Origin of the sequence: Paenibacillus solanacearum (genome assembly GCF_910593845.1) — a bacterium.
GTDB lineage: Bacteria > Bacillota > Bacilli > Paenibacillales > NBRC-103111 > Paenibacillus_G > Paenibacillus_G solanacearum.
In genome coordinates, this window is sequence record NZ_CAJVAS010000008.1 from 169,291 (window position 1) to 193,079 (window position 23,789).

Here is a 23,789-nt window from a genome sequence, read left to right on the forward strand (position 1 = left end):
AATCGAACAATAAATAACCATCGAACATTTTGAGCCGACGGGGCTGGTTACCGGGCGGAATGAAGCCAGGACGGCTGTTATTCCATCATCGGGAAATAAACAAACAGACAACGGCCGCTGATCGTTCAGCAGCTGTTGTCTGTTTGTTTGTTAATGCTCAACTACCTGACTCATCGTCGGCATCCCGTCTTGCGCTCCGAATCGGGTGACGGATAATGAGGCGGCCCGGATCGCAAAGGCCGCGGCTCTGGCAATCGGCCAGCCTGACGCGATGGCGAAGCCGAGCGCGGCATTGAAGGCGTCTCCCGCGCCGGTCGTATCGACGACGTTCACGCGGGGAGCGGGCACGGTAACCAGCGTGCCGTCCTCGAGGTAGGCGCAGCCGGCCGCGCCGCGCGTCACGACGAGCCTATGGCCGTACCGGCGCTCCCAGCCGCACATGTGCCGTTCCAGGTCTGTATCCGGGATATGCTCCATCTGGCATAACGCGGCAAATTCGGTTTCGTTCGGCGTCAATATATCCGCCATCCGAAGTACCGCTTCCGGCAAAGGCATAGCTGGGGCAGGATTCAATACGGTCTTCACCCCGGCGGACCGGGCCATGGCCAGTGCCTGTCGCACAGTTTCAAGCGGAATTTCCAGTTGAACCAGAAGCACGGCCGCCTTGCCGATCACATCCCGCCGGGAAGCGACCAGTTCCGGTGAGCACAATGCGTTGGCCCCTGGCACGATCGCAATACAGTTGTCCTGCGGCGTGTGGAATATGGCGGCTGTCCCGGTCGCCGTTCCTTCCAGGCGGGCGATATGATCGCTTACGCCGTTTTGCAACAACTGATCGGTTAGCTGTCTGCCGAAGGCATCGGCGCCGACAGCGCCGATCATGGCGGTTTGCGCGCCGAGCCGGGCGCAGCCGATCGCCTGATTCGCCCCTTTGCCGCCCGGGATATAATGAATCCGCTCGGCCTGCACCGTCTCGCCGGTTCTCGGCATCGCTTGCATCGAGAGGACGAGATCCATGTTCAAGCTGCCGACGACCGCGATGCGGGGGCGATTCATCGGACAGTCTCCGAAGCGGCAAGCGCATGCTGCTCAAGTTTGCGGAACAAATCTTTGAATATCGCGTCGCGTTGCACGTAATGGGCGCAGCGGATCAAATGCCTCGAAGTATCGCGGCTCCAGGTGATCTGATCTGTCAATACCGGACTGTGAACGAGCGCCGACGGCACGCTGGCCGGATTGATGAGCCAGGCGATCACGGAAATGTCCCAGATGACGCGGGAATAACCGTAATGGTCGCTGCTGCACGCTTCATACCGCTCCGCCAGAAAGTCTCCGATCGCTCCCTGGCCCTTCACGTAACGCTCCACTTCAGGAAGCGTCGTGATCAGATGGGAGGCGACGCCGGAGCAAGGGACGAGAACGAGCGGCACGCCGCTGTCGAGCACGATCCGGGCGGCGCACACATCCTGCTTCAGGTTGAACTCCTTCGTATGCTGCCAATCCAGACGATGCCCACCGAGCCAGACGACGACGATTTTTTCGATAATGCGCGGTTCCAGCGCAATGGCCGATGCGACGTTCGTAATCGCGCCGATTGCAACGACGTATAACGGCTCGTCGGCCGGCGCAGCCAAAGCGCGCGCGATCAGGTCGCGAGCGGCGGGGCTGTCCTCCGGCTCGCCTGGAGACGGCATGAAACGCTCGGAGCCGCGGAAGGCGAAGCCGTCGGCCGGTACATTCATTCGCCGCAAGATGCGGATGATTTCGTCATAGCTTTTGTCCATTCCGTCCTTGGCGCTTTCGGACAATCGATTCAAAAACGGGGCGGCGTAAATCGCCTGCAGGTTGATCTTGTCTTGGGACAGCATCGTGTAGACGATGGCGAATTGATCGTCGATTTCATTGTACGTATCCGTATCCAGCACCATGTTCACTTGACCTGTCGGCGGCTGCAAGCGGCGAACGCGCAGTTCTTCGCTAATTTTCGGATATTGAGTCGGCATGGGATGTTCCCCTTTCTTTGTCTCGGCTGAGATCATCTATATATTTTGGAGATGTCACGTTGAATTATAGCGAAGGCGGTATGCGAGTTATATATTTATTCGGAGGAACTTTTATATTTTTCGGTTATATCCGCTCGTCTGCGGGCCGCTGCGGGGGGGCTGTCCTTGCTTCCGAAGCGCGATGACCGAATCCAAATGAAAAGATAGCCGGAAAGTATAACGAAAATACCCGAATTCATATATGAATCGTTCATTCGCGCCGCTATAATGTGTGCTGATTCACCCTGATCTGCAGGTACATGCGGGTTTGCATAATAGACAAGGAGGCGGTTGAACGCGTGAAAAGACCCAAAAGTGTCGGCGGACGACAGCCATTTGATCATAACGCCGGACGGCAAGACGATGCTGATAGACCGGAGCTTCAGTTATGGGGCGCAAACCCGTATCTGAGAACGGCTTACGACCAGCTGGCTTACGCAAGCGATACGAATAGGCATGCTGCCTGGCCTGCCGTAGCCAAAGAAATGGAGCACGGCGATGCGGTCGATCATGTATAATAACAAAGAGATTGAGCCTGCGCTAGACGCTTTCAAGAAAGAAGCGGAGATGCTGCTGAGCAAATAATCCGGGGGAATATGCATGAACGTATCGCTTCATTTGTTTCACGCGGTAACCCGCGCCGCCGATAGCTACATTCACTTTCATGCGCATAACGGTTACGAGATTGTGTATTATGTCTGCGGTAACGGCACCACACAAATCGACAAAGAGAAATTCGAGTATGATGCCGGCTTCTTCTCGATCAGCGAGCCGGGCGTCAAGCACGACGAATACCGCCGCACGGCGACGGATGTCATCTACCTCGTCTTCTCGTGCATCAATTCGGCGATCCCGCTTCGCAACGGCTTGTACGGCGATCCCGGCGGTTCAGTCGGCGTCCTCCTGAAGCGGATGGCCGCGGAGCTGTCGTCCAAGTCGAAATACTATGATATTTTGCTGCGGTGCTTATTGATGGAAGTCATCGTGGAAATCGGCAGAGTGGCCGATCTGGAGACGACGGAGGAAGCGGACAGCAATCTGATCTACGCCAAAAACTACATCGAGCAATACCACGGCGAGAAGATGGATCTGCAGGGACTTGCCAAGACGCTCGGTTACAGCTATGACTACTTCCGCCATTTGTTCAAGGACTACACCGGCTACTCGCCGATGCAGTACGCTGTGCAGCAGCGGCTTGAACGCGCCAAGCAGATGCTGACGGCGGGCAAGGAGCCGATTACGGCGATTTCCATTGAATGCGGATTCTCCAACACCCCGCAGTTCTGCAAGATGTTCAAGAGTCAGTTCGGGATGAGCCCGAAGCGGTTCCGGGAGACGTACAGCGTATAAGCAACCGGCTTGCTTCCTCGCAAACGGCGCTTGAATGCCGCTATGGTCATAAGCGCGAACGTTCCCCGTCGCGACGGTTTCCAGGTTGCCGTACGCCATTTCTATGGCTTGGCGAATCGGTTGAGATCGAGTATAGTTTGCTTTGGGGCTGCTTTGTTCCCATCGTGGGGACTGCTGAAGCCAGTGCTTCGGCAGAGCATAGCGGTAGTTGAGAATCGGATAGGTGGGGCTAGAGGATGAACGCGATTGAGAAAAGAATTGAAGAGCTGTACCGGTATAATCCGGACCTGCAGCCGCCGGACGATTTGGACGCATTCTGGAGCCGGACGCTGAACGAGGCGGGGAAGCGAGAGGTCATGGGTGTGCGTGTACCGGTAGACACGCCGTTCCCGTCCGTGAAGGTATACCACGTCACGTACGAAGGATACGATGACACGCCGCTGAAGGGCTGGTTCATCGTACCGACGTTTGCGCCGGATCGCCCGCTCCCATGTGCGGTGCTGTATCACGGCTATAGCGGGGGCAAAAGCTATCCGGAGCAATACGGCGATTGGCTGCTGCTCGGCATGGCGGTGTTCGCGGTCGATGTGAGGGGACAAGGCGGCGAAACCGGAAACCGGCTGGAAAGCGATTATGGCATGGCCAAAGGCTGGATGACGCAGGGCATTCTGGACAAGGAGACGAGCTATTACAAGGCGCTCGCGATCGATGCGATCAAGGCTGTGGAATGGGCTGCCAAGCAGCCGGAGATCGACGCGGAGCGCATCGCGGTTTCCGGCGACAGCCAGGGCGGAGGCATCTGTCTGCTTGCCGCCGCCTTAAGCAAGACGCCTGCCGTCGTGGCGGCGAACATCCCGAACATGTGCCATATGGATTTCGGCATCCTCAATTCCACCGGATCGCTGACCGAGGCGGCGGCATTCGTCAACCGGTTTCCAGAGCATCTGGAGGCGGTGCTTCGAACGTTAAGCTACTTTGACCTGGTGCATTTGGCGCCGCGTATCGATATTCCGGTCCTGATGTCCGTGGGACTGAAGGATACGGTCTGTATGCCGGAGACGGTGTTTGCGGCGTACAACCGCATTCCGTCGGAGAAGAGTCTGAATGTGTACCCGTTCGCCGGCCATTGGGTCGGGGATTACCAGAAGCGCGAAGTATTTGAATTTATGAAGAAGCATTTGCTGTAAAGCTGTTTTGCGCGCTTTGCACGACACGGTACCGGTCAAATACACCGCTTGTTGAAAGCGGCTCGGGATGGTTAGGAAGAGCCGCCTTCGCAACGGTGTATTTGCGCTATTGTGCCTTCGTTTTTTCCTCCGCTATTTTCTGATTGATCTTTTCCTCGGCATCCCGTAACGCAGTAACGACATCCGTTTTGCCTGAAGCGATATCGTCGAATGCTTTCGACATGATCGGGTGCGCTACGTCATCGTATTGTGTTGCACTGGCCGTCGAAGCTACCTTCAATAGCTGCAGCGATTTCACGTTTTTGGAGGCAAGCAGCGGCGTGCCTTGACCGAACGAATTCAAGACGTCCTTGCTTTTGATCGTCGGATACCGCACGATGGCCGCACCGTGTTGTTCAGCTTCGTCCGAGGTAGCGGCAGCCAGCAAATGAATAGCTTGATTTTTCCATTTGCTCGTTTTGGAAATGGCGAGCGACGCGCCCGAATACTGGTTTCCAATGCCAGGAGCCTCTTTAAACGTAGGAAGTGTCACAAGGTCGATATGTTCCCACTTCTGGACCAGCTCGGTGTTTTCCGGACTTGGGAAGTTGCCGAACGTAACGAGCATGGCAAGATTTTGATCTTTGAAAAAGGCATTTTCGGCAGCGGGTACATTACTTGGAAGCTCGTTTCCGGGTATTCTGTAGAGACCCGTCATTGTATTCAGTATATCCTTCCACGCGTCTGTATTGACAACGGCTTTCTCGGATTTCGGATCGACGTACGTCAAAGACAGCTGATTTAATCTCAATAACGTACGGATCATATCGAAGCCTCGGTATTTCACTCCGCCATCTTCTCTGCTCAGCTTACGGGTTAACTCGGCCACATCGTCCCAGGTCATGCCATTTTTCGGATACGGAACGCCGAATTTATCGAATATATTTTTGTTGTAGTATAGGGACATCGGCAGATGACTCCAGGGAAGTGCATAGAGCTCGCCGCCCGGGGAATATTTTTTAATCGTTGCGATCATATTGTCGTCAAATCGGGTGAGATCCACGTTATTTTCTTTGGCCAGCGGTGTCAGGTCAGCCAGCAAGTCCATCTTGTTATAAGGAATCACCTGCGTACTGTTGATTAGCATCATATCCGGGATCGTTCCGGCCAACACGAGATCGCCTATCGTTTGCCCTTTGCCGGATTGAATGTACTCGATCGTCACATTGGGAAATGCTTTCTTCATAAAAGGCTCCGTATTTTGGCGGAAATACGTCTCGTTGCTTCCCGTAGCATTAAAAAAAATGAGTTTGAATGCTTCGTTACGGTCGATGCTGTTCGGGGCTTTCGTACTTTCTTTGTTCTCCTTGACGACGGACGGATGGCCGCAAGCTGTCATTAAGGATAGAGCTGTAAGGATTACGACCGGTAAGAAGCCTTTATTTTTCCTTTTCATCTTTTTCCCCCCATTATGATTAAAAACGTTTTCGCCTAAAGTAAGCGATTTCAATAAAATTGTAAAATAGATGACTCAGCGGTTACATCGAAAATAATACGCTCTTTTTGTACAAAAATCTTAAGTTTACGCTGTACAGCGTTCCACCTGGTTCAAGCGCGCTGCATCCCGGAAAATATAAGCCATTTATGCTGTGACACGAGAGTGGCCTCTCATGGTTGGACTACCGGCTAATGAAGGCGTGATCCGAATCCAAATCGGATTATTTTACAAAAAGAACGCATTATTCTCAATGTTGCTGGAGCGCAACGCACCTTACAATTTGTAGTAATTCTTGTTCCGGAGCAAGGAGATCGCCGGATTTTTGTTCAAAATAAGAGGATGAGGTGTGCTCTATGGGGAATACGTCCGCAATGGAATCAGGGAATCGGAAACGGGCGGGAATCATTGATACCGATGTGCATCAGTCGTTAAGAAGCAAGAAGGATCTTCTTGAGTATTTACCGAAGGTTTGGCATGACCCCTTTATGATGCATGGCATCGGCTTGTCCAATCTCTTTCCTACGCCAATCGGCGTGGACCGCAAGGATGCCTTGCCGGACGGCGGTGGTCCCGCAGGCTCGGATCCGCAATTTCTGCTGAAGCATCATGTAGAGCCTTACGGAATCGAATATGCGATTCTTACGGGCGGGGGAGAGACAGGCGTATCGCTGATCCCTGACCTGGATTATGGCAGCGCCATCATTCGTGCGTATAATGATTATTATGTTGAAAAGTGGCTTAAAGCAGATCCGAGATTTAAAGGATCGATTCTCGTGAACTCCGCCGATCCGGCCGAAGCCGTCAAAGAAATCGATCGTTTGGCTGATCATCCCGATATGGTACAGGTTATCATGAGCGGCGGATCGCTGAGGCCTTACGGACACCGGTTCTATCATCCGATCTATGAAGCTGCGGAACGTCATGGGCTTCCCGTTGCCATGCATCCCGGTTCGGAGGGGAAAGGCATGGCGTATCCGCCGACGCCTGCAGGCTATCCGACACGATATATGGAATGGCATAATATACTGCCTCTCACGTTCATGGCTCACATCAATAGTCTGGTGTGCGAAGGCGTATTCGAGAAATTCCCCGGACTGAAGGTTGTCGCCATCGAAGGGGGTGTCGCCTGGCTGCCGCATCTGATGTGGCGGATGGACAAGAACTACAAGGCGCTGCGCGCGCAAACCCCTTGGCTGAAAAAGCTTCCCTCGGAATACATCATGGAGCATATCCGCTTGACGACTCAGCCGATCGAGGAACCGGGACGGCCCGGAGAACTGCTGCAAATTTTCCAAATGGTCCATGCGGAGAAAACGCTCATGTTCTCCTCGGATTATCCGCACTGGGACTTCGATAATCCGAAGGTGGTGCTTCCCCCGATGCCCAGGGAGATGAAGGCAAACATTTTGTCGGGGACTGCTTACGAGCTTTACGGCTCGAAGCTGAAGAAGCCGAGGAATGCGGAGGTGAGCCGCTAATGGAGCGTTATCCGGTTATGCGGGCTGATGAGCTGCCTGAAGGCGGACATAAGATTGTGGAAGCGAGAGGTATTTCATTCGGGATATACCGGATCAAGGGCGAATATTACGCGTGGAGGAACGTTTGCCCGCATGCCGGAGCGCCGGTATGCCGGGGCAAGGTGTGTGGAACGAGACTTCCGTCCTTGGTCTACGAATACAAGTATGGACGCGAGAATGAAATACTGCGCTGTCCTTGGCACGGCTGGGAATTTGACCTGCTGACCGGGGAGCATCTGGTCGATCCGGAAACGAAGCTGAGGCAGGGCAAGCTGGAGCTCAGCGACCCCAAGCTTGAAAATCTTGAGCCGGGCTTGCTCGAAGCCGATCAGAATTTCATTTATATTCTGTTATAATGAGTGAGCGGGCATGATCCCTGCATATCCGATTGCGGGGAACCGGTTCCGAGACGATCCAGCTCCGTCCCCGAGCAACATTGATGGAGGTGCGCATGTCAGAAGCTGCGAACGATTTCAATCTTATTGTGACGAGCATTCCCTCTGTAGGTTTTACCCGGCCGGATCCGAACTGGAAAGTGAATCTCAGTAACCTGAACTACCATATCATGGCTTTCTGCACAGGCGGCGAGGCTCAATATACGATAGACGACAAGCAGTATTTTGTAAAAAAAGGCGATGTGCTGTTTTTTCCGAAAGGGAAGCTGCATGCAGGCGTAAGCCATCCTACCGATCCGTGGTCGTTTTACGTTATTCTGTTTGATCTCACATTTGCCGATGATTACAGCGAGCGGCTGATCCACAGCCTGGACTCTGTTATTCCGAAGACCAATTTTTCCGAATTGCTTCCCTTGTTTCAAGATATTTATTATGAATGGATCGCCAGAAAGACGGGATATCTTCTAAGATGCCGATGCAAAATTATGGAGATTTTTTGCTTGCTGCTTCGGAACATGGAGTTCACCGGCAGGAACTCCCGGCATTCCGAAGCGATTGACAGCATTTTGAATGTTATGGCTGAAAATTATAAGGAAAATTATACGATCGACCAGCTTTGCCATTTGGTCGGATACAGTCCCTCGCACTTTCAATTTGTGTTTAAGAAAGTTACCGGTAAGACCGTGATCCAATACCAAAACGAGATCAAAATCAACAAGGCGCGCGATTTGCTTCAATATCGAAGCTGTAATGTTACCGAAGCGGCGCTGCATGTAGGATTCAATGACATTTATTATTTCAGCAAGCTGTTTAAGAAGACGACGGGCTGCAACCCCTCGGACTTTTTGAAGGACGGTTGAGGGGAGCCATCCGGGGAGCATTGATCGGCTGCGTGTCCAATGAGCAAATCTTCCTCGATATGACGCTGAGGAAGATTTTTTTCTGGGACGGCTTGCCGCTGCAATGGTCCGCCAAACTGGTCAACAATTGTGTAGAGATCCGTCAATTATAAGCTACTCCTCCACGACTTATAAGAGATACAATAAGCTGGAAAGGGGTAAATGCGTGTGAGCGCGAGAGCAGGTTCCAACTGAATCAACCATTGGCAATGATCAATTTACACGGGGGAGCGAGCGTATGAAGAGAAAAGATAAACCGAATGGGATTACGTACTTAGGCTGTCTACGGCGGCTTTCGATGGGCATGCTGTTACTGCCGTTAGCGGCCTGTAGCAATGGAAACGGCGGGGGAAATGGAAGCAGCGGCGCGGCGAGCACCGAAATAAGCAAAAGCAAGGAGCCGGTCCACCTGGTGTTTTATTCCACAGCGGCCTGGACGCAAGACGCGTTCAACGAACGGTTCGGCGATGCCATGCGAAAAAGATTTCCCGATTATACCATCGACTTTATTGCGAACGGCAAAGGAACCTCGTTTCAGGAGCTTCTTACCGCCGGAACCGTGATTGATGTTTATTGGCAGGACGTGAACAGCACGATCCCTCAAATGATGGAATATGATCTGCATTACGATATGACGGATCTGATCAAGAAGCACGGAATCGACCTGAAGACGCTCGATCCTGCATCGATTAACATTATCAAGGACATGTCCGGCGGGAAAATGTATGCGCTTCCACTTGTGAACAACACTTCCGCGCTTTATTACAACAAAGATTTGTTCGACAAATTCGGTATGCCCTACCCTAAGGACGGGATCACATGGGACGAAGTTATGGATTTGACGAAAAAAATGCGCAGAACGGATAACGGTCAGGAATATTACGGGCTTGTGAGCAACTTCCAGCCGCATGCGAATTTAAGCCCTCTTGCGATCCCGCTGCTCGACCCGAAAACGGAGAAGCCGACCATCATGACCGATGAGAGGTGGAAAATATTATTTGATCATCTGATTACCGCCAAAAGATCATTGGACAACAAAACGATCAGCTTTGTAAGAGATCGAAATGTAGCGATGGCGGAGGAGCTGGCCAACATCTTCCTGAACAATGACATGACCGGATACAACTGGGACTTGGTTGCATATCCCACCTTTAAGGAGGCACCGGACAGAGGGCCGCAGCCGCTTCCTACCCTCTTTGGCATTACATCTGTCAGCAAGCAAAAGGATGCGGCGATGGAGGTACTGAAATATATGCTGTCCGAAGAGCAGCAGTTGAGCCTCTCCGAGCGAGCGATCATCCCGGTGCTGCAAAACGAAAAAGTGTTGAAGGCATTCGGGACAAAGAGCAAGTATGCGAACGTAAACTTTCAGGCGATCCTGAAACGGAAATTTACGCCGATTGCGATGAAAACGAAGTATGAAGCGAAGGTTCGGGATCTATATGCCAAGTCCGTACTGGAGCTTGCGAAGGGTAGCGTCGATCTCAATACCGCCTTCAGGCAAATGGACGAGGATGTCAATAAAATGATTGCTGCGGAAAAGGCGAAATAGGATAAAGGATGCGAAACGCGAAAGCGACGCATTGCAACAGGACAATTTTTAAGAATAAAGCAGACAAACATCGGACATCTTTTTCCTTTTTCCTGCGTTACAATGAACTCGCAACTTGATACTGACGACTTTTCACTTGGAGGGGAAAGAAAATGAATTTGAAATTTACAGAAGAAAAAGCCACGCAGGCGGCGGCCAATCGTCCAAAGATGAAACGCTCGATCATTGACTGCGATATCCATCACTATACGGGCCTGAACGTGCTCAAGCCGTATATGCCTCGTCAGTATTTGGATCTTATGGAGACGATCTCCGGTACCATAAAGCCAAGCAGGGCGCCGGTTGCCGGCGGGTTTAACGGAGGACTCGGCGGAAGAATGGTCGATTCCTTTCCACCGGGAGGCGGCCCGGCCGGAGGCGATCTTGCATATATGCAGGAGCATTACTTGGATCCATACAACGTGGAATACGGCATTCTGACCGGAGAAGGCTTCGGAATGCAAAGCTCGGGCAATTATGATTATGCGGCTGCGATCTGCAGTGCGGTCAATGATTACACGATCGATCAATGGCTTACGCAGGACAGCCGGCTGAAGGGCTCGGTATTCATTATGAAACAGGACCCGACCTTGTCGGTCAAGGAAATCGACCGGGTTGGCGGGCGTTCGGATATGGCTCAGGTCATCGTCTCGAATGGTGCCACGCTGCCGTACGGTAACCGCCACTATTATCCGATTTATGAAGCTTGCGTGCGTCATAACTTGCCTTTTACGATTCATGTCGGAAATGAAGGCGCCGGTGTTAACGGACCGCCTACCGGAGCCGGACACGGCTCCTATTATATCGAGTCGCGGGCGGCGCGTCCGCAAGTGATGATGGCCCACCTGGCGAGCTTCATCTTCGAGGGTGTGTTCGAGCGGTTTCCGACACTGAAGGTGGTGCTGCAGGAGGCGGGCGTCTTCTGGGTCGTGCCGTATTTGTGGAGGCTGGATCAGGACTGGAAGGCATTGCGCGTGCAGACGCCTTGGGTGAAGAAGAAACCGAGTGAATATTTCCGCGACCATATTCGCGTCACGACCCAGCCGATTGAAGAAGCGCCGAACCGCGCGTCATTCGATCAGATGCTGGAAAATATGTGGGCAAAAGAGACTTTGATGTTCTGCAGCGACTACCCGCACTGGGATTTCGATTCTCCGCTGATGGCGCTGCCACGCTTAAATGACGAACTGTGGGATCGCATCTATTATCAGAATGCGGCGGAAATTTACAACCTGCCTCAGCGCAAGGCGGAGAGGAAGGAGTAGCAGGCATGACACAGCAGCACATCGTGGCACAAGTATCGGAAATTCCGCCCGGTACTGTAAAGCTCGTAGAAGCGGGTGGACGCAGCATCGGCGTGTACAACCTTCATGGAAAGTTCTACGCGCTTCGCAATGTATGCCCGCATCAAGGCGCAGAGCTATGCAAGGGGCTGACGAAGCCGCTTGTCGCCTCCTCCGGCCCCGGGAACTTCGAATACGAGCGCGAGGGTGAAATCGTGCGCTGCCCTTGGCATCAGTGGGAATTCGACATCAAAACGGGCTTCATGATCGTCGATCCGGCCATGCGAACCAAATCGTATGAGGTGACCGTCGAAACATTCGGTGTCTCCGTTGAGGAAGGAAACGTCATCGTTCATATGTAACAGACGGTTAAGAATGCGAAGGTCTCGATATGGACTAGGCATGAGATAGCCCTTTATTTCTCCGGAAGTAAAGGGCTTTCGATCGCAGATTCGGTCATTGGCATATAGCGGATGTTCAGATCTGGTTGTTCCTTCTGAAATCGGACGCGTTCATCCCGACCTTGGAGCGGAATACACGGCCGAGGTACGACCCGTTCTCATAACCGCACTGCGAGGCGATCGCTTCCAAGGTGTGATCCGTTTCCAGAAGCAGCTTCTTGACCTTCTCAAGTCGAAGACGAGTGGCGTACTCGATCGGCGTGACGTCATATTCCAAGCGGAAGCGGCGGGTCAATTCGGATGGCTTGATGCCGAGTTCGGCTGCAATGACCTTCATGCTCAATTCGTCGAAAAGGTGCCGGTGAATGAATTCGGCGGCCTGACGCATCCGGTGATCTGTCTTGTTTTTGCGCTTTTGAACGTTTTTTCGCTCTAATAGGCTCAGGTGCAGCAAATCCATTAGCAAATGCAAAGCAAAGCCCGTATCTTTCGACTTGCTTCCGTGTTCGCGCCAAGATTGGCGCAAGTAGGAGTATGTTGAGGAAAGCCGGTTCACATTCGAGATGGTCACTTTGCCCGCAGGCAGTGAATCGAAGACGGGATCCGGCTCAAAGAGCGGGATAAAGCAGAGCATGTGAAAGGTGATGTCTTCCAGCGATTTACGCTTGAACATCATGCCCGGCGGTATAAACACAAGATCTCCGAAGGAAGCCCGTCCGCTTTGCTTGCCGACCACATATTCGAATGCGCCGGATTCTATTCCAATAATAACGTAATTATGATGAACTTCCGCCGATTTGAAAAAATCTTTCCTTGGTCCAAAGTAGGCGCACATGTCTAATCTGTACGGATGCTGGTACATACCGTCACCTCACTTCATCGCTTTCACATAAACTTACCACAAACAAGCAGGAACAAAAATGGATTTTACCAAATAAAGTGACAAAAATCACTAAATTGAGTGTGTTTATATTGAAACTTTGTGTGTGTAAGATGAAGATGACTCATTACTAAAATAAAAGGGGCAGAACAATGACCAATCAGCCTAGAAGTGATTATCCGAGACCGCAGTTTGTAAGAAACGACTGGATGAGCCTGAACGGCGAGTGGGAATTTGACTATGACGACGACCGTGCAGGGGAGACTGAGAAATGGCATAAATCGGGCAGGGCGTATACCAAACGCATCCAAGTGCCGTTTGCTTTCCAAAGCAAGCTGAGCGGCATAGGCGAGAACGAATTTCACGATGTGGTCTGGTATCGGAAAACGGTATCCTTACCCGAGGGCTGGCAGGGCAAGCAAGTCATTCTGCATTTCGGGGCGGTCGATTACGAAGCGAAAGTTTGGGTGAACGGCGAGCTGGCTGCTATGCATCAAGGAGGTCACACGCCTTTTAAAGCCGATATTACGTGGGCTCTCGTTCAAGGAGAAAATGTCATCGTCGTAAGAGCGGAGGATTACAGCAAGGACTTGTCGCTGCCCAGGGGCAAGCAGTACTGGCTGCCTGCTTCCAAAGGTATCTTTTATACGAGAACGACGGGTATATGGCAGACGGTATGGATGGAAACGGTCGACCGGACACATCTGGAGAAAGTGAAGCTTACGCCGGATATCGACACGGGTACCCTTCATATTCGAACATCCGTGAACGGGCATGACCCGGACGAACTCGTTGAACTGAAGGTAAACATTTCGTTCAAGGGTCAGGAGATCAGCGAAACGACGATTCGCCATAAGGCGAGCATCGAGACGTTCTCCGTCATGCTGCAGCATTTTGCCGGGTTCCGCAGATGCCATCTATGGTCGCCCGAGCATCCGAACTTGTACGATATTCATTTTACCGTGCTGAAAAATGGTCTCGTTGTCGACGAAGCGGACAGCTATTTCGGGATGCGGAAAGTTTCGATCGAGAACGGCAACGTATGTCTCAACAACCGGGATTATTATATGCGGCTTGTGCTGGATCAAGGTTATTTCCCGGATGGCAATTTAACGCCTCCATCGGATGATGCGATCAAGCAAGACGTTGAGCTGACGAAGCAGATGGGCTTTAACGGAGCGAGGAAGCATCAGAAGCTCGAAGATCCGCGCTACCTGTATTGGTGCGACAAGCTGGGGCTGCTCGTATGGAGTGAGATGGCCAACGCGTACCAATATTCGGACGAGTACGTTCCGCTGTTTACGAAGGAGTGGCAGGAGACGATTGAGCGCGACTATAATCATCCCTGCATCGTGACCTGGGTTCCGCTTAACGAAAGCTGGGGCGTGTGGGACATTAAAGACGATGTGCGCCAGCAGCAGCATGCGCTCGCGATGTATCATTTGACCAAGTCGCTCGATCCTTCGAGGCTCGTTGTTTCCAATGACGGCTGGCAGCATATGAAGACGGATCTATGCACCATTCACGATTATGAAGCGAAGCAGGACGTATTGGATGAAACCTACTCGACGCTGGACAAGACGCTGAATACGATTCGCGGCCACGGGAAAACGTTCTTTGTCGGCGGAACCGTCTACGAAGGACAACCTGTCCTGGTCAGCGAATTTGGCGGCATCTCTTTCAAAAAAAGCGAATGGGAGGGCTGGGGCTACTCCGGCGCCGAGAACGAAGAGGATTACCGCAGCAAGCTGAAGGCGGTCATTCAGCCGATGCTGGATTCTCCGGTAGTACAAGGGTTTTGCTATACCCAACTGACGGATGTGGAGCAGGAGATTAACGGGCTTCTGACATACGACCGTACACCGAAGCTCCCGCTGGAGCAAATCAAGGAAATTGTAGCAGGCAAAGTGAAGCACCGTATTCATCGCTGAATATAGGTATGCCATAGAGAGGGTATTCGGGATTATACCCTGAATAAACGCTCGAAGAGAGGGGCTATTTTACAGTAGTTTTTTGCTGCTGTGAGATAGCCTTCTTTGTTGTATCATGTGTTGAAAGCGATCGATTAACCCACGCGAGCGTATCCTCATCGAAGACGTAAGCGCCAAAGTGAAAAACACCAAATAAAGTGACAAAAATAACTAAATTGAGTGAGTTTATATTGAAACTTTGTGTGTGTAAGATGAAGGTAAGAGCTCGATCATTCAAACTAAACAGAGATAACCGGTTTCATGCATGAACAGGTTATTCATCGGTATGAAATGGAGTGGGGAAGATGAATCAAGCATCGAATGTTAACGAAGCAACAATCCGCGAACCGTTAGGGATTATCGATACGGACGTGCACCAGTCGCCAAAACGCAAACAAGATTTGCTCCCATATTTGCCGAAGGTGTGGCATGAGCAGTATTTAACCTATGGGAGCGGATTGGCCAACGTATTCCCGACGCCGATCGGCGTTTCCCGCAAAGACGCCACGCCTGAAGGAGGCGGACCGGCAGGCTCAGATCCGCACTTCATGCTGAAGCATCACGTGGAGCATTACGGGATCGATTACGCCATTCTCACAGGAGGCTCGGAGGCTTCTTTTGCCTTGCATCCAGACCTGGATTATGCGAGCGCTGTCATTCGCGCCTACAACGATCATACGGTTGAGAACTGGCTCACGGTCGATCCCCGATTCAAGGGTTCGATCGCGGTCAATGTATCCGATCCCGAAGAAGCTGTGAAGGAAATCGAACGTTTGGGCGATCATCCCGACATGGTTCAGATCATTGTCTGCAGCGGTGTACGTGCACCGTATGGCCAGCGGTTCTACCATCCAATCTATGAGGCGGCGGAACGTTACGGTCTGCCGATCGCCTTTCACCCCGGTACGGAAGGCAAAATGTATCCGCCGACACCCGTAGGCTATCCGACGCGATACATGGAATGGCATAATATAATTCCGTTGACCTTTATGGCCCATGTGAACAGCTTGGTGTGCGAAGGCGTGTTCGAGAAGTTTCCGGGGCTGAAGTTTGTCGGCATCGAAGGAGGCGTCGCCTGGCTTCCGCATCTGATGTGGCGGATGGATAAGAACTATAAGGCGCTGCGTTCGCAAACCCCTTGGTTGAAAAGGCTGCCGTCCGAGTACATCAAGGAGCATATCCGTTTGACGACTCAGCCGATCGAAGAACCGGAAAGACCGGGCGAGTTTCTGCAAATATTACAGATGATCGACGCGGAGAAGACGATCATGTATTCGTCGGATTATCCGCATTGGGATTTTGACAATCCGAAAGTGGTGCTTCCTCCCATGCCGCGCGAGTTGAAGGCAAGAATCTTGGCGGGGACCGCAGCCGAGTTGTACGGTCTGCCGCTGAAGAAGACCGGCAAAGCGGAGGTGAACTCCTAGTGGAACGTTATCCGGTATTGCAGGTCGACGAATTGTCCGACGGCGGGCACAAGATTGTGGAAGTGAGGGGGATCCAATTCGGAATTTATCGGATTGACGGCCGGTATTATGCATGGCGGAACGTTTGTCCGCACGCAGGTGCGCAGGTTTGCCTGGGCAAGGTATGCGGAACCCGGCTTCCGTCTCTAGTATATGAATACAAATATGGGCGCGACAATGAAATCCTTCGGTGTCCGTGGCATGGATGGGAGTTTGATCTGTTGACCGGCGAGCATTTGGTCGATCCGGATACGAAGCTGAGAAAAGGCAAGCTGCAGGTCGGCAATCCCATCAATGAAAATCTCGAACCGGGCGTCCTTGAGATGGATCAACAGTACATTTATCTTGTGATCTAACAACAAAGAAACAATAGGATTAAGAAACGAATAGTGAGAGAATACAGAGAAACCATAGTGAATTTAATGTCGGGGGACAAACAAAACATGAACAAAATCAAATGGGGGTTATATGCAGGGCTGTCAGTCGTCATCGCACTTGCAAGCGGCTGCTCGAATGCGGGGAATGGGAGCGGGAAAGCACCGGATGACAAAAAGACAGCGGAACCGATTACATTAAACTTTAAGCCTTCGTACTCGATGACAGATGCCCAGGTGGAGGCGTTCATTAAAGAGCCCGTAAAGAAGAAGTTTCCGCACATTACCGTCAATGTCATCAAGTTCGGCAGCGGCGTTACGTGGGAAAACTCGATTATAGCGGATCAGATTCCTGATTTTTGGGGAGCGCCGTACAAGGATACGGAATTATTCGTCAAGCTGGGGATCTCCGAGGACTTAAATCCGTTCGTGGCCAAGCATAAAGTCGATACGTCGCGGTTCGAGCCGATGGCGATGAGTACGATCAAAAGCTTTGCGGGCAAGGGCGAGCTTTACGGGCTGCCCTATGAAACGCATTACGGCGCGTTGTTCTACAACAAGGACATTTTCGATAAATTTGCCGTTCCTTATCCGAAAGATGGCATGACATGGGATGACGCGATCGCCTTAGCCAGAAAAGTGACCAAAACGGATAACGGCACCGCTTACATCGGTCTGGATCCTACGTCTCCAGCTGCAGTTAACACATTGACCGGCGGATCAGTCGGCACAGGCAATACTGCGCAGGTGAACAACGATAATTGGAAAAAAGTGTTTTCGATGCTGAATCAGGTGTACGAGGTACCCGGCTTTGTTCAGGGGAAAAAATACACCTACGGTGTGAACTCGTTTCTGAAGGACAAAACTTTGGCGATGTATGCGGGCTGGGAAAACGATGTGCTTGGCAAATTGAACGATATGGAAAAGCAGGGCGATTCGTTCAAGTGGGATATGGTGACGCACCCGAACTTTAAAGAGAATTTGGGGCAAGGCAGAGATGCGGCCGCGCATGCGTTTTTTATCAGCAACAAGAGCAAATACAAGGAGGAGGCATTCGAGGTCATCAAGCTGCTCACAGAGGCCGAGGTGCAGGGGATGATGAACCGGCAGGGCGTGTTGACGGTGCTGCCCAAAACGGATGAGGTGAAACGCGACTACGGCAAGGAGATTCCGGTACTGCAGGGGAAAAATACGGCCGCCATTTTCAAGATGAAACCATCCCCTGCGGTTACGCATAAGTATTATTCCATTATTAGCTCAGAGCTCAGCAAGGCTGCTGGATCTGTAGCGCTGAAGGAAAAAGATGTGAATACGGCGCTGCGCGATGCGGAGGAAGAAGCAAACAAGAAAATCGCTGCGGAAGTAAAGAAAGAGCAGTAAGCAGGAGCTATAGAGAAACGGGCGTCGCGGTAACTATTTACGCGGCGTCCTTTTTCTAAGGGGATGAATAAACAGGTCAATAATTGATTATAAATTCGTCAATCATCGTAAATCTTTTATTCCCCTGACAAGGTTAAAATCAGCATTGTGCCACTGCCTGAAATAAAGGGTTGAGTTCGTTTGCGGATTAGCAATCAGAAGGAGGCAGCTCATGAATCGCAAAGTGGATGTCGTTGTTGTCGGAGGAACGCCAAGCGGAGTCGCTTGTGCGGTGCGGTGCTCCAGAGAAGGCCTGCAAGTCGTGCTGGTCAGCTTTACGAGCAGGCTCGGCGGCATCATGAGTGCCGGGCTCGGTGTGACGGACAACGTGTATGCCGGGTTTCGCGCTCCAATTTATGAAACGTTCGTTCGCCGGGTGCGGGAGTATTACAGAGCGGTATACGGCGAGGAATCCACACCATATCAGGCGTGTTACGCCAAAGGAAAGCTGCACGTCGAGCCGCATGTGGCAGAGCAGGTATTCAAGGAACTGGTCCATGCGGAGCCGCGGATTTCAACCCTGTACCGGTATTATCCCGTATCTGTAGAGCGGTCCGGTCGCAAGCTGTCTGCCGTGACGCTGCAAAGCTTTGATGACGGTTCGAGGGTCCGGCTCGAAGCGGGTGCGTTCGTCGATGCAAGCTACGAAGGAGACCTTGCCGCCGAGGCGGGTGAGGAGATGCGAACCGGCCGCGAAGGGCGCAACGCGTACGGCGAACCGCATGCGGGGAAATTGTTCGCCTTTCCGGGCGGCGGGCCGATTACACCAGACGCTGTGGACGGATTGCTTGATTTACGTACGGTTTCGGACTCTGGGCAGCGAATTTATGCCGACCCTTCCGGCGAAGGCGACGATGCGTTCCAGGCCTATAACTACCGGGTCATCCTGACCTGTAACCCGGACAACCGCGTGTATCCAGATAGGCCGGAAACGTATGACAGAAGTCTGTACCTGGGCATCGTGAAGAAGCCGGAGGAGCAAGATGCCACAACGTTTCCGCTGCGGAGCCATCTTATGCTAAGCGACGGCAGCTGGTCACTCCGAAGCCATTTGCCTAACGACAAGTTGACATGGAACGACCCGCTGCTGCTGGGCGCAAATTTGGAATACCCGACAGCGAATTGGGCTCGCCGGGAGGACATCGTTCGCAAGCATAAAGATTTTGCGTTAGGCATGCTGTATTTCCTTCAGCATGACGATGCGGTTCGTCCGGAGGTGCGGCAGGAAGCGCTGCGTTGGGGGCTGCCGAAGGACGAGTTCGCCGACAACGGACACTTCCCTTATGAAATATTGGTCCGAGAGGGAAGGCGTCTGATGGGGCGCTACGTATTCACGGAGCATGACGCCTTACAGGCATCCGGTATTCAGCGGGCTCCCATCCATGCCGACTCGGTCGGCATTGCCGATTGGCCGCTCAGCGCTCACGATTGTACCGCGGACCGGCGCCCCGGCAGCCTGAACGATGGTGTGCTGAACTTGGCCGATATCACGCGGCCTTCGCAGATTCCTTACCGTGTGCTGCTGCCGAAAGATACGGATAATCTGCTGGTGACCGTATGTCTGTCCTGCTCGCATATGGGGTGGGGGACGCTCCGGCTGGAGCCTGTTTTTATCCATTTGGGGGAATCGGCTGCATTTGCCGTTTCGCTAGCTGCGGAGCTGGGAACGACGCCGGGAAAACTGGATGCAAACCGGCTCGTTCGCAAGCTGGCGGACAACCGGGTGATGGTCAGCCTGTTTCAAGATTTCGATCTGTCGGCCGGACAGGAATGGGAGCCTGCCGTGCAGTTTTTCGGAACGAAGGGCTTCTTCGATTGCTACGAGGCCAAGCCGGAGGCGCTGCTTGACTGGCATACCGCCCGCATATGGGCGAAAAGCTTCGGCCATTTGGCAGCAGGCGGCTTGAACCCTCTAGAGACAGCTCAAACGCTGGCGCAGGAACGGTCCCTGCCATCGGCGGACCCGGACCCTGTGAGCGGGAATGAGTTTTTCCAAATCGTGAAATATGAATTAGGCAAGTGCGGTATCGTTGGCATACAGCGGCCTTTGGAAACGGAGCCGGAGGAAGCGATGACCAAGGGGAACGCCTGTCTGCTATTGTATCGATTATACGGGGGGATGCTGAACAACCGTATGACCGATCCGAAAAGAAAGGACTGACTTATGAAAAGAAGAATCTATACCGGTATTCTTGTTTTCTTATTTGTCTTTATCAGCATCATGCCCACGGCCGTTGGACATTTGCATGCCGCGAGCGCTTCCGATCGGAATAAGGAGGAGGCTATGAATCACCATGTGGATTTTGAGAACGGAGACTTGATCGTCGGTACGTTCTTCACGGCCAGTACGAAGGCCAAGTCCGAAAAGGAGCCCAAGCGTCCGATTGATCGAAGAATCGGGTTGTATGCTTCCAATAACGGGACAGACTTTACCTATTTAGGTGAAACCGGCCTGTCCGGAAGAGATTCAAGTCTGATGTATAAAGACGGCATGTTCTACATGCTGTCGACCGCTACGGAGAAGGAGCAGTTCGCGATTCATATTCAAAAGAGCAAAGATTTGCTGAATTGGACGCATCTCAATAACGCCAGATACGAAATAACGAATATCGAAGGAAAGCGGCCGGGAAAGGTTTATAACTGGGGGCCGAAATGGGTCGAGGATGGCGATAAGACTTATGTGATCGTCAGTTTCGAAAGCGCTCAACCGAGAATTACCCATGGATTGCTGCCCTTTGCATCGTACCCCATTATGGATACCTTTATCATTCCGGTCGAAAGCTGGGGGACAGACGGCCAAAGCAAAGAAGACCTGAACCTCAAAAACATCACCTTCGGGAAACCGAGAAAGGTTAATTGGGGCGAAGGAGAAGGCTTGTCATATAAGCTTTATAAAGGCGAAAAAGAGCAAATCAGCAGGATCGGTTCCTATGTCTTTATACATAAGGACAATAAGCCAAAATACGGCTATTCGTATATTCAGTTTACGAAAGTAGATCCGTGGGGCGAGATTGAGATCTGGGGAGCGGATGATCTCATGACGGAAAAACCGTGGAAACGAATTTCACCCGCTCTTGTCTATTCAGGTATGGGGGCAGAAGCTCCTAATGCGTTTATCGATGCAGGAAGCCGTAAATTTAAAAGGCTGTTTGAAGGCAACTATCCGGTGCAGATTGGCGATACCTTTTACTTGTATACGGATAACTATGTATATAAGTCAGCGGATCTATTAACCGACGGCGGCATGTACTACACGACCTTCACCGACTTGACTCAAGGCTTCAGCAATCCGAAGCCGATACAAGTATCGAATACAACTCAAAGGCCAACGGGTATTGAGGATTATGTTACAAGGAATGGCAACGTCAAAAAAATAACGAACCCGGACGCTAAAAAAATCATTGCGGCGTTCAGCGCGCATAAAGCAAATCCTAACGGAACCAAACGGGCAAATGAAAACGTATCGGCAGCAGGCGAACCCGGGCAGAACGAAGCACGTTCTGCATCTCCAGCAGTGCCGCTCAGCATACTTGCCGGTGGTACTGCGATCATGGGTTTCATTTACTTGAAGCTTCGCAAGAAAAAGAAACGATAACGCTTGAATCCGCATCCGGCATCCGCTTGAAATCCTCCTTCGTGAATTGCGAGGAGGATTTTTTTCGTTGAATGATGCGTTTAACTGTGACATATTTAACAGTATAACGATGCGTTTCTTCGGATGGGGTGACACGGGCAATGGACATGAAGGATATGATTAAGAACAACAATATTGATTGGAATAAAGATATGGTAAACAAGCTGAAGCATTTTCCAATCGTATTGCACAGCAACCAGTGGATGAAAGGTACCGGTCCCCACTACCACCCCGGTCTGGAATTCCACATGACACACGAGGGTACTGGAACGATGGTTGTCGGCAAGCAGATCGTTCTGCAGTCGCCTCGTTCTGTGCTTGTTTTTCGCGGCATGGTTCCGCACCAGATGATTTCACGTTCTTCCTATAAACGTTCCGTTGTCAGTATTAATTTTGGCGATGAAGATACCGGCATGCTGCCGAGTCTGCACCAGTTGATCGAGTTTGCGTGGATTCCAAACGAAGTATGCCTGAATTTCTCGCTTACCCCGAAGCAGTTTCTACGGATGGAAGAAATGGTCAAGGAGCTGAGGCATGAGCTGATGACCCGAGGGACCGGCTGGGAGCAGGTGGCACTGGCCCAAGTGCTGCAAATGTCCGTCTTTTTGCAAAGGATGCTGGTCGAGCCTGAGCAGGTAACGGCATTGTCTTCGCAAACGTCAGGCAGAAAATCGGATCTTGTGCAGCAGTGCTCGGACTTTGTGTGCGGCAATCTGGGGGAGGACTTGTCGTTAAAGACGGTCGCACGCCGCTTTGCCGTCAGCGAAGCCTATTTGACGCGCAGCTTTACCAAGGAGATGGGCATCAGCTTTTATCAATATGTGCTGCTGCAGCGGGTGGCCGAGGGCAAACGATTGCTTCGGGAAGCACCCGATGTATCCATCTCCGAAATTGCATACATCATCGGATTCCCGTCATCCTCTCACTTCAGCCGCCACTTCAAGCTGTTGACCGAGGAAACGCCGTCCGTCTACCGTCAGAAAATATTGGAACCGTAATGAAAGGGAGAGGGTATAACAATGAATGAACGATACATAAGCAATCTGGCGCATCGTGGCGCTTCCGAATACGCCCCGGAAAATACGATGGCGGCTTTTTACAAAGCGGTTGAGCTGGGTGCCAATGGCATCGAGACCGATCTTAAAATAAGCAGGGATGGCGTCATTTTGTTGCTCCACGACGAGAAGCTGGATCGCACGACGAACGGGACGGGAAAAGCGTCGGAATATACATGGGCAGAGCTTCGCGGCCTGGATGCAGGTTCCTGGTTTTCTCCCAGGTATGAGGGAGAGCGGTTGGTTGAGCTGGAGCAATTTCTGCACGGCTTCGGTGCGAAATCCCTGCATTTCGCTCTAGAGTTCAAAGAGCGGGGCATTGAGAAGCAGACACTGGAAATGATTCGGGCCTACGATGTCAAGGAACGTGTCACGCTTACCTCATTCATTTATGAAGAGCTCGTCGCTGCAAGAGCGATCGATGCCGACATACGCATCGGGTATTTGGTCAAGACGTTCGACGAACAGGCGATCGAACAGGTCAAAGCGATTGACGGCACACAAATTTGCCCTCGCTGCAGCCAGTTAACGCCGGAGAACGTATTGTTGGCGAAGAGCCGCGGGCTGGAAGTCCGGGCTTGGGGCGTAGCGGACGAAGAATGGATGCACCATGCTCTTCGCTGCGGTGTTGACGGCATGACGATCAATTTTCCCGACAAATTGGCTGCAAGCCTCGGTAAGTCAGCCCTGTAATCCATCTCATAAAAAATACAAGAGAATCCGTGAAATCCCCAGAAATTGGGGATTTTTTACTGTCATCCATTGAAAGTCAGATCATTGAATGAATCGGTTGTCTGTGACATAGTTAACAGTAGACGCAAGCGTATCTTGGAATAGGAGACACAGGCT

Annotated in this window: 21 protein-coding genes; 17 read left to right on the plus strand and 4 right to left on the minus strand. The window is 51.9% G+C overall.

The features are described 5' to 3' along the window. Positions 1-150: 150 nt before the first annotated feature. Entirely contained in the window at positions 151-1,056 is a 906-nt protein-coding gene (gene rbsK, locus KXG62_RS11850) for a ribokinase (RefSeq protein ID WP_218092170.1), read from the minus strand. Next, positions 1,053-2,003 (minus strand): nucleoside hydrolase, encoded by a 951-nt coding sequence (locus KXG62_RS11855; RefSeq protein WP_218092171.1) that lies wholly within the window; start codon positions 2,001-2,003, stop codon positions 1,053-1,055. Before KXG62_RS11855 ends, rbsK begins: the two co-directional genes overlap by 4 nt. 338 nt (positions 2,004-2,341) lie before the next feature. On the opposite strand from KXG62_RS11855, the gene KXG62_RS11860 reads away from it, so the two are divergent. The 3 genes from KXG62_RS11860 to KXG62_RS11870 all read left to right on the plus strand — a co-directional run bounded on the left by KXG62_RS11860 (position 2,342) and on the right by KXG62_RS11870 (position 4,579). After that, the gene (locus tag KXG62_RS11860) at positions 2,342-2,560 is read left to right on the plus strand and encodes a hypothetical protein (RefSeq protein WP_218092172.1); all 219 of its coding nucleotides are present in this window, start codon (positions 2,342-2,344) and stop codon (positions 2,558-2,560) included. 82 nt (positions 2,561-2,642) lie between these two features. Then, on the plus strand, positions 2,643-3,392 hold the full coding sequence (locus KXG62_RS11865) for a helix-turn-helix domain-containing protein (protein WP_218092173.1): 750 nt from the start codon (positions 2,643-2,645) through the stop codon (positions 3,390-3,392). Between the two features lie 236 nt (positions 3,393-3,628). Continuing rightward, positions 3,629-4,579 (plus strand): acetylxylan esterase, encoded by a 951-nt coding sequence (locus tag KXG62_RS11870; protein ID WP_218092174.1) that lies wholly within the window; start codon positions 3,629-3,631, stop codon positions 4,577-4,579. A 106-nt stretch (positions 4,580-4,685) separates the two neighbouring features. On the opposite strand, the gene KXG62_RS11875 is transcribed toward KXG62_RS11870, so the two are convergent. Beyond that, entirely contained in the window at positions 4,686-6,014 is a 1,329-nt protein-coding gene (locus KXG62_RS11875) for an ABC transporter substrate-binding protein (RefSeq protein WP_218092175.1), read from the minus strand. Between the two features lie 413 nt (positions 6,015-6,427). Between KXG62_RS11875 and KXG62_RS11880 the strand changes: the two genes are divergently transcribed. From KXG62_RS11880 to KXG62_RS11905, 6 genes are all read left to right on the plus strand, one after another. Continuing rightward, positions 6,428-7,534 (plus strand): amidohydrolase family protein, encoded by a 1,107-nt coding sequence (locus KXG62_RS11880; RefSeq protein WP_218092176.1) that lies wholly within the window; start codon positions 6,428-6,430, stop codon positions 7,532-7,534. Then, positions 7,534-7,929, plus strand: a complete 396-nt coding sequence (locus KXG62_RS11885) for a Rieske (2Fe-2S) protein (protein WP_218092177.1) — start codon at positions 7,534-7,536, stop codon at positions 7,927-7,929. Before KXG62_RS11880 ends, KXG62_RS11885 begins: the two co-directional genes overlap by 1 nt. Before the next feature lie 95 nt (positions 7,930-8,024). Then, positions 8,025-8,828: an AraC family transcriptional regulator gene (locus KXG62_RS11890; RefSeq protein WP_218092178.1), complete on the plus strand. Its 804-nt coding sequence runs from the start codon at positions 8,025-8,027 to the stop codon at positions 8,826-8,828. A gap of 277 nt (positions 8,829-9,105) precedes the next feature. Beyond that, the gene (locus tag KXG62_RS11895) at positions 9,106-10,419 is read left to right on the plus strand and encodes an ABC transporter substrate-binding protein (protein WP_218092179.1); all 1,314 of its coding nucleotides are present in this window, start codon (positions 9,106-9,108) and stop codon (positions 10,417-10,419) included. 152 nt (positions 10,420-10,571) lie between these two features. Then, entirely contained in the window at positions 10,572-11,723 is a 1,152-nt protein-coding gene (locus KXG62_RS11900) for an amidohydrolase family protein (protein ID WP_218092180.1), read from the plus strand. 5 nt (positions 11,724-11,728) lie between these two features. Beyond that, positions 11,729-12,103, plus strand: coding sequence for a Rieske (2Fe-2S) protein (locus tag KXG62_RS11905; RefSeq protein ID WP_218092181.1), 375 nt, complete (start codon positions 11,729-11,731; stop codon positions 12,101-12,103). A 115-nt stretch (positions 12,104-12,218) separates the two neighbouring features. Here KXG62_RS11905 and KXG62_RS11910 read toward each other — a convergent pair whose 3' ends face one another. Then, the gene (locus tag KXG62_RS11910; RefSeq protein ID WP_218092182.1) at positions 12,219-13,004 is read right to left on the minus strand and encodes a helix-turn-helix domain-containing protein; all 786 of its coding nucleotides are present in this window, start codon (positions 13,002-13,004) and stop codon (positions 12,219-12,221) included. Between the two features lie 170 nt (positions 13,005-13,174). On the opposite strand from KXG62_RS11910, the gene KXG62_RS11915 reads away from it, so the two are divergent. The 8 genes from KXG62_RS11915 to KXG62_RS11950 all read left to right on the plus strand — a co-directional run bounded on the left by KXG62_RS11915 (position 13,175) and on the right by KXG62_RS11950 (position 23,633). Further along, a complete protein-coding gene (locus KXG62_RS11915) occupies positions 13,175-14,953 on the plus strand; it encodes a glycoside hydrolase family 2 protein (RefSeq protein WP_218092183.1) in 1,779 nt (592 codons plus the stop codon). A 344-nt stretch (positions 14,954-15,297) separates the two neighbouring features. Further along, positions 15,298-16,419, plus strand: a complete 1,122-nt coding sequence (locus tag KXG62_RS11920) for an amidohydrolase family protein (protein ID WP_218092184.1) — start codon at positions 15,298-15,300, stop codon at positions 16,417-16,419. Then, the gene (locus tag KXG62_RS11925; protein ID WP_218092185.1) at positions 16,419-16,814 is read left to right on the plus strand and encodes a Rieske (2Fe-2S) protein; all 396 of its coding nucleotides are present in this window, start codon (positions 16,419-16,421) and stop codon (positions 16,812-16,814) included. Before KXG62_RS11920 ends, KXG62_RS11925 begins: the two co-directional genes overlap by 1 nt. An 87-nt stretch (positions 16,815-16,901) precedes the next feature. Then, on the plus strand, positions 16,902-18,212 hold the full coding sequence (locus KXG62_RS11930) for an ABC transporter substrate-binding protein (RefSeq protein ID WP_218092186.1): 1,311 nt from the start codon (positions 16,902-16,904) through the stop codon (positions 18,210-18,212). A 211-nt stretch (positions 18,213-18,423) separates the two neighbouring features. Next, entirely contained in the window at positions 18,424-20,412 is a 1,989-nt protein-coding gene (locus KXG62_RS11935; protein WP_218092187.1) for an FAD-dependent oxidoreductase, read from the plus strand. A 3-nt stretch (positions 20,413-20,415) separates the two neighbouring features. Further along, entirely contained in the window at positions 20,416-21,846 is a 1,431-nt protein-coding gene (locus tag KXG62_RS11940; protein ID WP_218092188.1) for a glycoside hydrolase family protein, read from the plus strand. Between the two features lie 140 nt (positions 21,847-21,986). Next, positions 21,987-22,883: an AraC family transcriptional regulator gene (locus KXG62_RS11945; protein WP_218092189.1), complete on the plus strand. Its 897-nt coding sequence runs from the start codon at positions 21,987-21,989 to the stop codon at positions 22,881-22,883. A 21-nt stretch (positions 22,884-22,904) separates the two neighbouring features. Beyond that, entirely contained in the window at positions 22,905-23,633 is a 729-nt protein-coding gene (locus tag KXG62_RS11950) for a glycerophosphodiester phosphodiesterase (RefSeq protein ID WP_218092191.1), read from the plus strand. The last annotated feature ends 156 nt before the right edge of the window (positions 23,634-23,789 follow it).

Bases quoted from the DNA above. Each gene is read 5' to 3' on its own strand.
- KXG62_RS11895 (WP_218092179.1), top strand. From the start codon at position 9,106: ATGAAGAGAAAAGATAAACCGAATGGGATTACGTACTTAGGCTGTCTA.
- KXG62_RS11885 (WP_218092177.1), top strand. From the start codon at position 7,534: ATGGAGCGTTATCCGGTTATGCGGGCTGATGAGCTGCCTGAAGGCGGA.
- KXG62_RS11935 (WP_218092187.1), top strand. From the start codon at position 18,424: ATGAATCGCAAAGTGGATGTCGTTGTTGTCGGAGGAACGCCAAGCGGA.
- rbsK (WP_218092170.1), bottom strand. From the start codon at position 1,056: ATGAATCGCCCCCGCATCGCGGTCGTCGGCAGCTTGAACATGGATCTC.
- KXG62_RS11910 (WP_218092182.1), bottom strand. From the start codon at position 13,004: ATGTACCAGCATCCGTACAGATTAGACATGTGCGCCTACTTTGGACCA.
- KXG62_RS11905 (WP_218092181.1), top strand. From the start codon at position 11,729: ATGACACAGCAGCACATCGTGGCACAAGTATCGGAAATTCCGCCCGGT.
- KXG62_RS11950 (WP_218092191.1), top strand. From the start codon at position 22,905: ATGAATGAACGATACATAAGCAATCTGGCGCATCGTGGCGCTTCCGAA.
- KXG62_RS11945 (WP_218092189.1), top strand. From the start codon at position 21,987: ATGGACATGAAGGATATGATTAAGAACAACAATATTGATTGGAATAAA.
- KXG62_RS11890 (WP_218092178.1), top strand. From the start codon at position 8,025: ATGTCAGAAGCTGCGAACGATTTCAATCTTATTGTGACGAGCATTCCC.
- KXG62_RS11880 (WP_218092176.1), top strand. From the start codon at position 6,428: ATGGAATCAGGGAATCGGAAACGGGCGGGAATCATTGATACCGATGTG.
- KXG62_RS11875 (WP_218092175.1), bottom strand. From the start codon at position 6,014: ATGAAAAGGAAAAATAAAGGCTTCTTACCGGTCGTAATCCTTACAGCT.
- KXG62_RS11865 (WP_218092173.1), top strand. From the start codon at position 2,643: ATGAACGTATCGCTTCATTTGTTTCACGCGGTAACCCGCGCCGCCGAT.
- KXG62_RS11870 (WP_218092174.1), top strand. From the start codon at position 3,629: ATGAACGCGATTGAGAAAAGAATTGAAGAGCTGTACCGGTATAATCCG.
- KXG62_RS11855 (WP_218092171.1), bottom strand. From the start codon at position 2,003: ATGCCGACTCAATATCCGAAAATTAGCGAAGAACTGCGCGTTCGCCGC.
- KXG62_RS11920 (WP_218092184.1), top strand. From the start codon at position 15,298: ATGAATCAAGCATCGAATGTTAACGAAGCAACAATCCGCGAACCGTTA.
- KXG62_RS11900 (WP_218092180.1), top strand. From the start codon at position 10,572: ATGAATTTGAAATTTACAGAAGAAAAAGCCACGCAGGCGGCGGCCAAT.
- KXG62_RS11930 (WP_218092186.1), top strand. From the start codon at position 16,902: ATGAACAAAATCAAATGGGGGTTATATGCAGGGCTGTCAGTCGTCATC.
- KXG62_RS11915 (WP_218092183.1), top strand. From the start codon at position 13,175: ATGACCAATCAGCCTAGAAGTGATTATCCGAGACCGCAGTTTGTAAGA.
- KXG62_RS11940 (WP_218092188.1), top strand. From the start codon at position 20,416: ATGAAAAGAAGAATCTATACCGGTATTCTTGTTTTCTTATTTGTCTTT.